Origin of the sequence: Vibrio intestinalis (genome assembly GCF_025195085.2) — a bacterium.
Lineage (GTDB): Bacteria > Pseudomonadota > Gammaproteobacteria > Enterobacterales > Vibrionaceae > Vibrio > Vibrio intestinalis.
The window spans coordinates 845,219-858,935 of sequence record NZ_JANAVY020000001.1 but is presented as its reverse complement, the minus strand read 5'-3'; the positions used below and the strand labels follow the sequence as shown (position 1 = coordinate 858,935).

13 protein-coding genes are annotated in these 13,717 nt (G+C 44.7%); 6 read left to right on the top strand and 7 right to left on the bottom strand.

Annotated features, from left to right (window positions below):
- Positions 1-129 precede the first annotated feature (129 nt).
- The 3 genes from apbC (at position 130) to MU515_RS03750 (ending at position 4,420) form a co-directional block, all read left to right on the top strand.
- Positions 130-1,203, top strand: a complete 1,074-nt coding sequence (gene apbC, locus MU515_RS03760; protein ID WP_260259013.1) for an iron-sulfur cluster carrier protein ApbC — start codon at positions 130-132, stop codon at positions 1,201-1,203.
- 256 nt (positions 1,204-1,459) lie between these two features.
- Positions 1,460-2,101: a uridine kinase gene (gene udk, locus MU515_RS03755; protein WP_260259011.1), complete on the top strand. Its 642-nt coding sequence runs from the start codon at positions 1,460-1,462 to the stop codon at positions 2,099-2,101.
- Positions 2,102-2,266: 165 nt separating this feature from the next.
- Complete coding sequence (locus tag MU515_RS03750) at positions 2,267-4,420, top strand: AsmA family protein (RefSeq protein ID WP_260259010.1); 2,154 nt, start codon at positions 2,267-2,269, stop codon at positions 4,418-4,420.
- 67 nt (positions 4,421-4,487) lie between these two features.
- Here MU515_RS03750 and MU515_RS03745 read toward each other — a convergent pair whose 3' ends face one another.
- Both MU515_RS03745 and cobO read right to left on the bottom strand, forming a co-directional pair.
- On the bottom strand, positions 4,488-5,462 hold the full coding sequence (locus MU515_RS03745; protein WP_260259009.1) for a DUF6929 family protein: 975 nt from the start codon (positions 5,460-5,462) through the stop codon (positions 4,488-4,490).
- A 127-nt stretch (positions 5,463-5,589) separates the two neighbouring features.
- Positions 5,590-6,201, bottom strand: coding sequence for a cob(I)yrinic acid a,c-diamide adenosyltransferase (cobO, locus tag MU515_RS03740; RefSeq protein ID WP_432816127.1), 612 nt, complete (start codon positions 6,199-6,201; stop codon positions 5,590-5,592).
- A gap of 76 nt (positions 6,202-6,277) precedes the next feature.
- Here cobO and MU515_RS03735 point away from each other — a divergent pair, with 76 nt between their 5' ends.
- Positions 6,278-6,727 (top strand): low molecular weight protein-tyrosine-phosphatase, encoded by a 450-nt coding sequence (locus MU515_RS03735; protein ID WP_260259007.1) that lies wholly within the window; start codon positions 6,278-6,280, stop codon positions 6,725-6,727.
- A gap of 20 nt (positions 6,728-6,747) precedes the next feature.
- Here MU515_RS03735 and MU515_RS03730 read toward each other — a convergent pair whose 3' ends face one another.
- From MU515_RS03730 to sodB, 3 genes are all read right to left on the bottom strand, one after another.
- Entirely contained in the window at positions 6,748-7,410 is a 663-nt protein-coding gene (locus MU515_RS03730) for an SDR family oxidoreductase (protein WP_260259006.1), read from the bottom strand.
- A 181-nt stretch (positions 7,411-7,591) separates the two neighbouring features.
- Positions 7,592-8,095, bottom strand: coding sequence for a VC2046/SO_2500 family protein (locus MU515_RS03725; RefSeq protein WP_260259005.1), 504 nt, complete (start codon positions 8,093-8,095; stop codon positions 7,592-7,594).
- 133 nt (positions 8,096-8,228) lie between these two features.
- Entirely contained in the window at positions 8,229-8,813 is a 585-nt protein-coding gene (gene sodB / locus MU515_RS03720; protein WP_260259004.1) for a superoxide dismutase [Fe], read from the bottom strand.
- A gap of 375 nt (positions 8,814-9,188) precedes the next feature.
- On the opposite strand from sodB, the gene MU515_RS03715 reads away from it, so the two are divergent.
- Together MU515_RS03715 and MU515_RS03710 are read left to right on the top strand one after the other, a co-directional pair.
- Entirely contained in the window at positions 9,189-9,524 is a 336-nt protein-coding gene (locus MU515_RS03715) for a Grx4 family monothiol glutaredoxin (protein ID WP_260259003.1), read from the top strand.
- 138 nt (positions 9,525-9,662) lie between these two features.
- A complete protein-coding gene (locus MU515_RS03710; RefSeq protein WP_260259002.1) occupies positions 9,663-11,609 on the top strand; it encodes a DNA topoisomerase III in 1,947 nt (648 codons plus the stop codon).
- 60 nt (positions 11,610-11,669) lie between these two features.
- Here MU515_RS03710 and MU515_RS03705 read toward each other — a convergent pair whose 3' ends face one another.
- Positions 11,670-12,812, bottom strand: a complete 1,143-nt coding sequence (locus MU515_RS03705) for a hypothetical protein (protein ID WP_260259001.1) — start codon at positions 12,810-12,812, stop codon at positions 11,670-11,672.
- 69 nt (positions 12,813-12,881) lie between these two features.
- A complete protein-coding gene (locus MU515_RS03700) occupies positions 12,882-13,565 on the bottom strand; it encodes an SDR family oxidoreductase (RefSeq protein ID WP_260259000.1) in 684 nt (227 codons plus the stop codon).
- Positions 13,566-13,717: the final 152 nt, after the last annotated feature.

Genomic DNA, 13,717 nt, shown 5'->3' with positions numbered 1-13,717 from the left:
TAAAAAAATAGACAGTAATACTACCTTATCCCTAGTGGGACTCCAAGATGTCAGCAGGGGAATACCATAGTTTTTTTAGGGTTCTGTAGCGGTTTACACGGTGTTAGCATGGAGGGGTAAGGAGGACCTATGCGTCAATTCAATTCCAAGCAAGATTTTTGTGTTTGGCTTAGTCAGTTTGAGCACTCAAATTTGGTCGAGCAATGGGCCAGTGTCGCGAACATTGTTAGTGTCGATGCACAAGGCTATTTCGCCATTTGCTTGCCTTTTGCCAGCAATCAGCTGTTGTCTGAGCTGGATCTATGGATCAAAGCCCAGCAAGAGAGTGGTGAGGTCGCGGCGTTTAATTACCAACTTTCGCAAGCGCCAAAGCCATTAGAGACCACGGTGGACGCCTCGATTAAAGGAGTCAAGAACATCATTGCTGTTACATCAGCCAAAGGCGGGGTAGGGAAATCGACAACCTCAGTTAACTTGGCATTAGCCATTGCTAACAGCGGCGCTAAAGTGGGTCTGTTAGATGCCGACATTTATGGCCCTTCTGTTCCAATGATGATTGGCCAAGTCAATGCGAAACCACAAGTTAGAGACAACAAGTGGATGCAGCCAATTGAGGCGCACGGCATTTTCACCCATTCGATAGGTTATCTCGTTGCTAAAGATGAAGCGGCAATTTGGCGCGGGCCAATGGCTTCAAAGGCATTGGCGCAGCTGCTTAATGAGACAGAATGGCCAGAGCTGGATTATTTGATCATTGATATGCCACCGGGTACGGGGGATATTCAGTTGACCTTAGCGCAGCAAATTCCGGTGACAGCGGCTGTGATCGTCACGACACCGCAAGATTTAGCGCTAGCGGATGCGCGCAAAGGGGCTGCGATGTTCGATAAAGTGGATGTGCCGGTAGTGGGCCTAGTGGAAAACATGAGTTACCACATATGCAGCCACTGCGGAGAAAAAGAGCATATCTTCGGCCAAGGTGGCGCGCTGCAGATGTCGAGCGAGTATGGTTTAGATTTATTGGCGCAAGTTCCATTGCATATTTCTGTGCGTGAAGATATCGACAATGGCAAACCTACTGTCGCGGCGCGGCCTGATTCTGAGCACACCGAGCGCTACATCGAATTGGCGGATCGCGTATGTGCCAAAATGTACTGGCAAGGCAAAACCAAACCGGAAAACATCGCTATTAAGCTAGTGTAATCACTTTGCGAGATGAATTAAGGGAGCGGATTGCTCCCTTTCTTGTCTTGGTTTCATATTTGTTTATGCCATGTAAACGATTGCTTTTGGCGTGGTTATTCCTTTTCACGCTCAAGGTGAGATTAAACTGATTCCTTACTGGTATATCAGCAGTGATCTCCCTATAATCAGGCGGTTTAATTTGGCTCTGCTAACCTTTCCATGCCAAACTTTTAGCAGGCCACCGATCACCAATAATTCATCGAGTGCAAGAAGAATGTCTGATAATAATCAATGTGTCATCGTCGGTATTGCTGGCGCTTCAGCTTCAGGAAAGAGCTTAATCGCAAGTACCATTTACAACGAACTTCGTGAAAAAGTAGGCGATCATCAAATCGGTGTGATTACCGAAGATTGTTACTACAATGACCAAACTCACCTGAGTATGGAAGAGCGTGTAAAAACCAACTACGACCACCCAAACGCACTGGATCATGATTTACTGTGTGAGCACCTAGAGCAATTGATTAAAGGTCAACCTGTAGAAGTTCCTGAGTACAGCTACTCAGAACATACACGTATGACAGAAACCACCACAATGACACCGAAAAAAGTGATCATTTTGGAAGGTATTCTTCTACTCACTGATCCACGCCTACGTAAACTGATGCACGCGACTATCTTTATGGACACTCCGCTAGATATCTGCTTGCTACGTCGTGTTAAGCGTGATGTAGAAGAGCGTGGCCGTACCATGGAATCAGTACTAAAACAGTACCAAGCAACGGTACGCCCAATGTTCATGCAATTTATCGAACCTTCTAAGCAACACGCAGACATCATCGTACCTCGCGGTGGTAAAAACCGTATCGCGATTGATGTGTTAAAAGCGCATATTGCTAAATTGCTGAAATCATAATAATTATCTCGCTAGAGAGACTTTATTTTTTGTTAGATAAGTGGCACTTTAAGTGCCACTTTCTTTTTGTGCGCAAGAAATAGATTTCCTTGTCTCACAAGGGAACGGTTTATACTTATAACAACTTCTTTCGTTGAATTGATTTCTAAAGCAAGGAAACTGCTGATGAAAAAAATCGCTTTAATCATTGCCATTCCAGTTCTTGCCATCGTCGCAGCTGTCTTAGCGTTGGTATTACTGGTCAACCCAAACCAGTTTAAGCCTCTCATTGTTGAACAAGCAAAAAACCAGACCGGTTTAGAGCTTGTGATTGAAGGTGACATTCGCTGGACATTCTTCCCATCGATTGGTTTTGAGCTAGGAAAAACCGAGCTTAAGAACCCTCAAGGCTTCAATCAGCCCAACTTATTCAAAGTTGATAAGGTTGGGGTTGATGTGTCGGTTTCTCCACTATTTAGTAAGCAGTTAGAAATTGGTACTGTGAATCTTGATGGTGCAGAGTTCTATATTGAGACACGCAAAGATGGCGTGACCAATTTAGATGCGTTAAGCCAACAAGCAAATGCTCAAGGCGACGCAGCGGCTCAAGAGGCGCCGGTTGAGTCATCCTCAACTTCAGAACAGCAAACGACTCAATCTCCTGCTTCAGAGTGGACGATTAGCCTTGCTGGCATCAGTGTGTCGAACGCGCTACTTGATATTCAAGATGCAACAACAGGCAGCCACACTAAACTGTATGATGCTTCATTAAACGTCTCTGAATTTGCAATCGATGCTTGGAGCAAAGCTGATTTTGCCGCTAAAGGTGAGATGAATGAGCAATCTTTTGCCGCTCAAGGTAGCGCGGAGTTCAAGTTGGCTAAAGGCTTTGCAGAATACGCGCTGCGTAACATAAGCCTAGACGCAAATTATAAAGATGCGGCCAACACAATTGACAGCGCGAAGATCGAACTCGAAACGTTTGAGTTTGATGTTCCAAATAAGCTGACTTATGCAGTCAAAGGTAATGCCGCAGGCTTAGCCCTAGATACCAAAGGCAGCGCGTCGGTAAAAATCGACAAAGCGATGACCAAAGCAGAGCTAAGCCGCCTTGTGCTGGATGCGACCTTTGAAGGTGCAGCACTGCCGCAATCACCAATGAAAGTGGATATGACTTCAGATATCACTTTCGATTTGACCAAAAGCCACTTAACGCTATTACTTGAAAAGCTGACACTCAATGCGCTTCAGTTTGATGGCAATGCTAACGTGACGTTAGGTGAGATACCAAAAATTGCTTTTAATCTTCACAGTCCAAATATTGATTTGGATGAGTTCTTAGGTTTAGGTGCAACCAGCACAGAAGCTCCAGCAAGTTCGGGTAGTAATACAAGTGGTGCAGCGGCTAAATCTGACAGTAGTCAGAGTGCTCCTGCGGCTAAAGCTGAGCAAGAGCCGGATCTTTCAGCCTTGAAAACACTTGATGTGACTGGTGCAATTGCGATTGATAAATTCAAAGCCAATAACGCCAAAATGCAGAACGTGAAAGCTAAGTTCACCATTAATCGCGGCTTGGTTAAATTGAGCTCGTTTACATCGAATTTGTATGGCGGCTCAATCAATGCTTCAGCGACAGTTGATGCGCGTAAATCCCCTGCTACATACAGCGCGGTGAAGAAAATCCGTGGTGTGAAAGTGCAACCAATGCTGGTGGATGTGGCGCAAAACGACAAACTGGAAGGCACGGGTAACATTGATGTGAACGTAAAAGGCGCTAGCCTAACGCCTACCGGCATCAAGAAAAACCTTGTTGGCACCATAGCGATTAACTTCGAAGATGGTGCGGTAAATGGTATCAACGTTGCTCAGTTAATTCGTGAAAATTACGCTAAGTTCAAAGGCCAAAGCCTCGAAGATCAAGAGCCAGTTAAGAAAACCGACTTCAGTAAAATGACGGCAACCTTGAAGCTAAACAAAGGCGTTGTGACAACCGATAACCTGCATGCTCAATCTCCATTGCTTCGTGTTCGTGGTAAAGGCCAAGCAAACTACCTACAAGAGACGGTTGATTTCACTATTAGCACGTCAATTGTCGGTACGTTAGAAGGGCAAGGTGGTAAAGACATCGATGAGCTAAAAGATGTCACCATTCCTGTTAACGTATCGGGTAGTTGGGCTAAACCGAAGTTTAAGTTGGTCTTTGATGATGTACTCAAGCAAAAAGCCAAGAAAGAAATCGATCGCGGTTTGAAAAAACTCGACGAGAAGCTTGGTGAAAAAATCAAAGATGAGAAGACTAAAGATGCAGTTAATAGCTTGATTAAAGGTTTGTTTAACTAGTGCTAATCACTGAGTGAAAGAAAGCCCGCTGATTGAGCGGGCTTTTTGTTATGACTTAACTGAATGATTATTTAGACAGTTTGAAGTTAAAGAACTCACTGGTTCCGTCGTCGTTATCACTGGCTAGCACACCTTCAACTTTGCTGTCACTTTGGCTAGTGAAGGCCACAGATTCTACTTTGGTGATAAGGCGTTTATCACCATCTAGTAATGGAATGAGGTCTTGTTTTAGGTCGATTTTGCCATCGTCATTGAGCTTCTTAAGCGGCACAACCCCAACGTAGCTACCAAGGATTTCACCATCATTGTAGGCATCACCTGTTGCTTCAATAGATGCGGTCACCACTAGGCTGTTAGTATCTTCCCAGTATTCGGCGCCAGAAAGGCCGGCTTCAAAACCTTCAACAACCGGTAGCTCTACATGGTAAGCATGAACATCATCTACGTGTTCTTTTTCACCGTTCAGGTATTGCTGGAACTCTTCAAGGTCAATTTCAAAAATGACGTTAGAACCACCGTTACCACGGTTGATCACAAATGCACTGTCATCTGATGTCGCAAGGCCTTCGATGTTGATCTCTTGGTCTGCTGAGTAGCCAGCCGCGACGCGTAAATCTTTGTATAAGGCTTTTAGTGAGCGTTCAATCTTAAGTGTTCTGTCGTGGCTGATGACGAAAGCCCACTCACGCACATCTAGCTTACTGCCTGAACCAAGCATCACGAAAGATGGCTTGCCGCTCACTTCAATAGTATCGAGCGCTTCAAAATCAGGTTTTACCTTTTTGATGATACGACCGTTGTCACCCACTGGATACTCTTTGATCAGCTCTTTTTCTGCGATGGTAAAATCATCGTTTAACTGATACAGCCATGGAGAATCATCACCCACTGCGTAGAGCTTGCTGCCTACGACGTTAATCCCAGATGCCGATGGCAGATCTTGGATTAGCGTTTGGTTTGAGTATTCAAGGTTCATTGCTTGAGCCGCTGCTGTACCAGCAAATAGCGCGCTAATACAAACAGTCAATACGGTACGTTTCATATTACGATATCCCTATATGTTACAAGTTGCCAATGCACGCTAGCACATATAATCGTTTTAAAGTCGAGATATAACAGGAAGTTAGAGGTAGCTTCCAAGCGTAATGTAACTGACTGATGTATATAACTTACCAATCCACTCCTTTTAACGCTTTCACGCCAGACTCAAAAGCATGTTTGATATTTTTTACCTCTGAAACGGTATCGGCCATTTCAATCAGTGTGCGGTGCGCTGCTCGGCCGGTGATCACAACGGACTGCATGTGAGGGCGGTTATTAAGCGCTTCCACCACTTCATCAAGCTCTATGTAGCCATAGCTGACCATGTAAGTGAGTTCGTCAAACAAGATCACATCAATCGAGTCATCTTGCAGCATGCGTTTACACTCTTGCCATACTTGCTGCGCTGCGTCGGTGTCTGCTTGTTTGTTTTGCGTCTCCCAAGTAAAGCCTGTTGCCATAACTTGGAACTCAACCCCAAGCTTTTCGAGTAGATTACGCTCACCGTTATCCCACGTGCCTTTGATAAATTGAGCTACAGAACATTTCAAACCATGTCCAACGGCACGAGCGACAGTGCCAAATCCAGATGTGGATTTGCCTTTACCATTACCCGTGATGATCAATAGTAAGCCTTTTTCTTCTTTGGCTGCGGCGATCTTCGCGTCTACTTTTTCCTTCACTTTTTGTTGGCGCGCCTTGTGGCGTTGTTGATTGTTGTCTTGGGAAGACATAGCCATTCCTTTTTTTATTGAATTATCGTTATGATAGAGCAAGCATGGCGATAGAAAAACCATCATTAAGTGAGGGATTAGCATGAAAAAAGTTTTGGTTGTTTGCATGGGTAACATTTGCCGCTCTCCAACAGGAGAAGCCGTCTTGCGAGCTAAGGCTGAGCAAATGGGAATCGACGTGGAAGTGGACTCAGCTGGCACGATTGGTTATCACCAAGGTAATCCGCCAGATAGCCGCTCAAAAGCGGCGGGGGAGCGCAGAGGTTATTCATTTAAAGGCATTCGCTCACGCAAAGTAGAAGATAATGACTTTTCTTACTTTGACCTAATTTTAGCCGCAGACAACGCCAACTTAGCCGATCTTAAAGCGAGATGCCCCCAAGAGCATCAGCATAAATTGAAGTTATACCTAAGCTTTGGTGAGTCTGATTACGAAGAGATTCCCGATCCATACTACGGTGGCGATCAGGGTTTTGAACTGGTACTGGATTTACTGGAAGAGTCTGCCGAGCAAGTACTCAAGCAGCTTTAATACATACACTGTATGACAACTTAAGCGGCCACCACTCGGCCGCTAAAGTAATCATTCGATACAATATATTCGGTATTACGGATCACTTCGTCCTGAATCTCCGCCCAATGAAGGCCATTTTGTTCATGGCAAGGCACAACGCCACCCACGCGAATATTAAAGGGTGTTAATTCTTTTGCCCAACTTTGGGTAAAGCCTGCAACCATCGAAGAGGCATTATCGAACCCACCTTGGTGAAGTTGGGTGTTATGCCCAATCACATTGACGATCACGCCATTTTTCTTCTCTTTACGCATCCGCTCTGCTGTTGCTTGACCAAAGCCAAAAAGGGTATTTGCCATACAGGTGAGGTGTTGGGAAAACACATCCGTGGCACTGGAATCAAAAATGTTAGGCATGGCTTGAGCAGTAAAGGTGTTGATCAGCACATCTGGTGAGCAATCAAGTACGTTTTCAATAAAGTGAAACAGCTGATTGATAGAATCGAGTGAGTGATCAGGCAGTGCGAATTGATAGACGCTATCGGATTGGCTGTGACAGCGCTGATAGGTTTCGCTTAGTAGTCGTTTGTCGGTGTCGCACAACACGACAGATGCGCCGAGAGAAGCAAAATGCGTTGCGAGGGTGCTACCGGTTTGGGAACCTGCTGACGTAACAAGAACGACGGCACTTTCGATATTCATGAACTTAACCTCCTCGCATTGGCGATTGTTAAAAGACGCTCACTAAGCATGGTAGATTAGTTGTGTCTTGTGTGTGAATAACTTCAAATAAGCTGTGTATATGTAGTACGAACTTTTCGTTTTATGCGTTCATTCACATTATGTGTAGGTGTGAAATGGTGTGTTACAAATGCGCAGGAAGTTAGGCTTGAGCTTGAATTTGGAAGGTTCTTTGAGCTTCAATTAATTGATTATAAAGATCAAATGGCATCAGCTTCTTAGGTTCTTTACTACCTAGCTGGCGTTGTTGATGAAGTGAAAGGTTATGATAAACCTCTTCTGGTAAATCGTGAGTTTGTTCAGGTAGGTAAGTGAGTACCTCGGGGTTGAGGTAGTGGCTCAGTTTGGCGCTAGAAAGTCCGGCTGCATGGAACATCTCAGCCTGACGGGCAGAAATATCGTAAGAGCTTTGATCGGATCTTAATGCTTGAGGTGGTTGCAGCTCGAAACGTTGCCTTAACGTTTGGTCAGTAATTTCTACTGTGTCTATTTGTTCAACAGGCGTGTTATCACGAACGTCATCAGAAAACATCGAAAGGATTAACGCAAAGTCAGCACGACGCCCTTCGTGAACAGCATGGTTAATACCATTGCCGAACTGAAGTTCGTTTATTGTGTTGATGTTGTTAATTGTTTCGACTTGCATATCGCTCCTCACTTGCTTCCTTATTAACGGCTAAGCTCAAGGAAACTTTAAGAAAACTTATCGCAAGCATTAAAAAAGCCCGCAGTTGCGGGCTTTTTATTCAAATCGTATCAGGGGGAACTGATATCGGCGATTATTTCGCTAGGTTTTCAGCAACGAATTCCCAGTTTACAAGCGCCCAGAAAGCAGCCATGTAGTCAGGGCGAACGTTACGGAAATCGATGTAGTATGCGTGTTCCCATAGGTCAACAGTAAGAAGTGGAGTTACACCTTCTTCTGTTAGAGGAGTTGCAGCGTTAGAAGTGTTAACGATCTCTAGTGAGCCGTCTGCGTTCTTAACTAGCCAAGTCCAAGAAGAGCCGAAGTTGTTGATTGCTGAGTCAGTGAACTTTGCTTTGAACTCATCGAAAGAACCGAAAGAAGCGTTGATTGCATCAGCAACTGCACCTGTTGGTTCACCGCCTGCGTTTGGCGCTAGACAGTGCCAGTAGAAAGTGTGGTTCCAGATTTGCGCTGCATTGTTAAAAACGCCACCAGTAGAAGTCTTGATGATTTCTTCTAGTGTTTTACCTTCAAATTCAGTACCTGGGATTAGGCCGTTAAGCTTAACAACGTAAGTGTTGTGGTGCTTGCCGTGGTGGAAATCTAAAGTTTCTGCTGAGATATGTGGTTCTAGTGCGTCTTTCGCGTAAGGAAGAGCTGGTAATTCGAATGCCATTGCTCGGTTCTCCATTGTATGTTGAAAGAGTCACCTCTTTCGATTGCTTCCAAATGTTTATTATTTTTTGTGAATAGGTTAAAACCTAATCAATGTCATTTTGACTGACTTGGCGCCTAGTTTAGCAAGTTTTTACGTGATTTAAAGCACATAGATGAAATAACTCATGCCAAAAAATTGCATACGTTAATAAAAATGTACTTATTGATAACAAGGTTTTACCGCCCAGCCTAGGTTAAGACTAGGCGAGTTGATGCCATTCTGATATAGCTTGGAGTGAAAAGGTCTAATTCCCCATAGAATCTGTGCTTTTTATTCTCGGTTAATGGTTTAGAATGTGCGGATATCTTGCAGCAACTCCATCAAGAGGAAGCAATGGAAACTATTGAAAAAATCAAACAGCAAATCGCAGAGAACTCAATTCTTCTTTACATGAAGGGTTCACCAAAACTACCTAGCTGCGGTTTCTCTTCTCAAGCTGCTCAAGCAATTATGGCTTGTGGCGAAAAATTCGCATACGTGGATATTCTGCAAAACCCTGACATTCGTGCAGAGCTTCCTGCTTACGCACAGTGGCCAACATTCCCTCAGCTTTGGATTGAAGGTGAGCTGATTGGTGGTTGTGACATCATCATGGAAATGTTCCAAAAAGGTGAGCTTCAGCCATTAGTGAAAGAAGCGGCAGCACGTGCACAAGGCGACGCTGAGTAATCTATCGCCACAATACTTGTGTTCTACATAAGTATTTTGAGTAGAAGATTACAGATACTGTTTAAATTTACAGTTTTTCTTGAATTCTAAAGACCACGCTAGATAATAGCGTGGTCTTTTTTATTGCCTCGATTATCTATGACTCGTTTATTCATCGCAGAAAAACCCAGCCTTGGCCGCGCAATCGCGGCGGCGTTACCGGGCCCACAAAAGAAAGATCAAGGTTTTATTCAGTGTGGTAATGGTGATGTTGTTACTTGGTGTATTGGCCACTTGCTTGAGCAAGTAGAGCCTGATGTTTATGACGAGCGATATAAAAAATGGAACATGGCAGATTTGCCTATCGTGCCTCAGCAATGGCAATTACGGGCGAGGAAATCCGCCAGCAAGCAGCTGACAGTAGTCCGAAAGCTATTAAAGCAAGCCGATCAAATTGTCCATGCGGGTGACCCGGATAGAGAAGGGCAACTGCTTGTAGATGAGGTGATTGATCACTGCAAAGTAAGCAAAACTAAAAAAGAGGCAATGCAGCGCTTACTTATCAGCGACCTAAACTTACCGGCAGTAAAGCGTGCATTGAATTCCATGCGCAGTAATCGTGAGTTTATTCCACTGTCGGTCTCTGCGTTGGCGCGTTCGAGGGCGGATTGGCTGTATGGCATGAATATGTCTCGCGCGTATACCTTGCTTGGTCAAAAGGCGGGTTATCAAGGAGTGCTTTCGGTTGGCCGAGTGCAAACTCCTGTACTTGGTTTAGTGGTAAGGCGTGATGAAGAGATTGAAAATTTCGTGCCTAAAGATTACTTCACGTTGCATGCATTGATCCCGTATCAATCCGACACTGCAGCGTTTGATATTCGTGCTAAATGGCTACCGAGTGACGCTTGTAAACCTTATCAAGATGAAGAAGGTCGTGTATTAAGCCGTAAACTGGTGGAAAACGTTGCCAGCCGCATCGCTAATCAACCGGCTAAAGTGATTGAGTCAGAACAAAAGCAAACCAAACAATCCGCACCATTACCTTATTCTTTATCCTCTTTGCAAATTGATGCCGCTAAGCGATTTGGTATGAGTGCTCAGCAAGTGTTGGATACGTGTCAGTCACTGTATGAAAAGCATAAGCTGATTACTTACCCGCGTTCAGACAGTCGATATTTGCCGAAAGAGCATTTTGCCCAAGCGCCTTCCGTGACTCAGGCGATAAGTAACAATGCCAAAGAGTTAACTTCAGCCGTACAAGGCGCAGATTTGTCGCTGAAATCTAAAGCGTGGAATGACAGTAAAGTTGATGCGCACCATGCGATCATTCCTACCCCTAAAAATGCGTCTGTGAATGCGTTATCAGGTAATGAAATGAAAATTTACCAGCAGATCGCGCGCCAATATCTGATGCAGTTTTATCCGCCTGCGATTTATGCCGAAGCGAAATTAGTGTTTGATATTGCCGGAGGTAAGTTTGTTGCTAAGGGGCGTCAGTTGGTTAGTGCTGGTTGGAAGTCTCTGATGGGTAAAACCGATGAGGAAGACTCTGGCGTTGATGCGGTACCACCACTTAATGAAGGAACAACACTGACTTGTCGGGAAGGCGAGATCAATCAGCGCAAAACCGAACCACCAAAACATTTCACCGAGGCTACCTTGCTGCAAGCCATGACGGGAATTGCCCGTTTTGTAGCAGACAAAGAGCTGAAAAAGATCCTACGAGATACTGATGGCCTCGGCACTGAAGCGACGCGTGCGGGTATTTTAGATACTTTGTTTAAGCGTCAGTTACTCACTCGTCAAGGAAAGAGCATATTAAGCTCACCGGCGGGGCGTGGGCTAATCCACGCTCTACCACAAGATTCCACCTACCCAGATATGACAGCCCACTGGGAGCACCAGTTGCAAGGTATGGCGGAGCGTAATCAAGCCTACCAGCCATTTATGGCATCTTTAGAGCAGCGCATTGACGCGCTCATGGCGCAAGTAAAGCAAGGGCCAGTGCCAGAGTCGCTGCGACACTTGCCTAAAGTTGAGCGTCCGGCCTTTAAGCGTAAAAAGCGCACTTACAAGAAAACAGCAGGAAAACCAAAGTCTGAATAGAGGGATGTGTCGCCCTTACATTCATGCGAATATTTGGCTTTCCTAGCAGTGCTTGTCCACTTACTGAAAACTGATTTGTTGCCAGCGACAACAATTGTTGAGTGCGTTCTTTTTGATGCCAAATTGGCCTGATAGTTGACTTAATAACTGTTTTTGCTCATCGATGCTTAAACTAGCGTTGTTTGCGGAAATAAAATAGATCTGGTTTTTTTCCTTAAACGTCATCCCACCAATATTGATGTTTTTGAACTCCAGTTTACCGGTTTTAAGTTCTTTTTCCGTCAGGCTAAAGTTGCGGCGATAATAGTTGTCACGATAGGAAGGAACCCAATGCTCGAGCTCTTCTCGTGTTTTGACGTCGATGCTTTTCTCAACATACTTTTCTATTTCTTCGTCAGTGAGCTTGGTGACTACGGTTATTGAAATTAGTGGTGAGTTTGCGTCAGAAGCTTGTTCTGCTTGTTGGTTTGGGTAGTAATCGCTGTGTGAAAATGCGGTCAGATCCCCTTTAAAGTGTAATGACACGTTGTAGCCATATTTCGACTCATTGTCTAAAAAATCACGAGCGGGATTTCCTTGATAGATTGAATCTGCGGCTAATTCCGCCATCCCTAAACCAATTCCAGGATGATTAGGTGTTAACTGACCGTTGAATGGTTCTTTTGCGTTGGTCAAAACAAAAACATCTTGGACGCTTTGTTGAAGTTCGTTTTGGCGTTGTATGAGTTCATGAGCATCTTTTTGTCTTTGTAACTCTGCCTCTCGCTTTTGGTTTTGCTCTTCAATCATGGCGTTAGTGACCATCAATTTGTGTTCTTGCCACTGCTTTTCTCGATGGGATTTTATGACAGAGGGCGCGATTAAGCCGACGATGAGCATAGTGATTAACCCCCCTTTAATGATATTCATCTTACGGGATTGTTTCGCCTTAGCCTTATCCAATAGGTCTGCTGGAATGTGTTTTACTTCCAGTTGCTCCACTCCCTCACCAGGAATAGGGAAGTGGTTTTCGTTGATGGAAGGTGAGTAGTAGGTTGTCCCATCTTCCATGGTGATGACTGCATAAGTCCCTTCAAGTGTAACTAACTCGTCGTTTTCGTTGGTCAGTACAGCAATGTTCCAACCTTGATGGATTTGTGGGTCATACAGAATGGCCTCTTGAGGCATTGTTTCTTTGAGGATTTTAATGACAATGTCGTTCATGAGTATTTCCCTAGTATGAGCCGAAATGGGGATGATGAATGTAATGAGGGTAAAATGGGCAAATATGGATCACCAAGGCAGCGCTTGCCCATCGTAGTTTAGAAATTTGCCACTATCTTGTTGTTTCAATGTGGAAATGACAGAAGATAGACCTTCGACACTTTGCTCAACCGAAATTAGTGCATTCGGCCCGCCCATTTCTGTTTGAACCCAACCTGGATGCAGCGCAACACAGACAAACCCTTGCTCTGAGAGATCGTTACTTAAGCTTTTTACCACCGAATTAAGCGCCGCTTTAGAAGAGCGGTAAATATACCCACCACCTGACGTATTTTCTGTCATGCTGCCTACCTTAGAAGACAAGCAGGCGATATGTTTGAGTTTACCTTGGCTTAAATTAGGGTAGAGCGCTTCGACTAGCTTCAACGGTGCGATGGTGTTGATTTCAAATACTTTACGCCACTGGTCTACGTCAGTGTGACCAAAGCCATAACCTTTTGGCCCGTAGTATCCGGCATTGTTAATCAGTAGATCGATGGCTGGAAGTTGAGTGGCCAATTGAGAAATTGCGGAGTAATCGGTGACATCAAGTTGATGACAAGTGAGGTTTTTCTCGGTGGCTAAGCTGAGCAGTTGTTCTGCTTGGGCTGCGTCGCGGTAGGTCGCGTGTACCTGCCAGCCTTGAGCCAAATAGTGTTTAACCAGCCCTAAGCCGATCCCTCTGTTTGCGCCAGTAATAAAAACAGTTTTCATGCAAAATCCTTCCAGTTTTGCAGTATTGTGTTAGTGGCTTAAGAGAAAATCAACCATCCACCAAGCAGAAAACATTGCTAAGGCAAAGAACGTAGCAGCCCCTAAAGTACCGGCGAAGACGCCCAGTAGCAGTGAAAGTCGGTAATGCATGA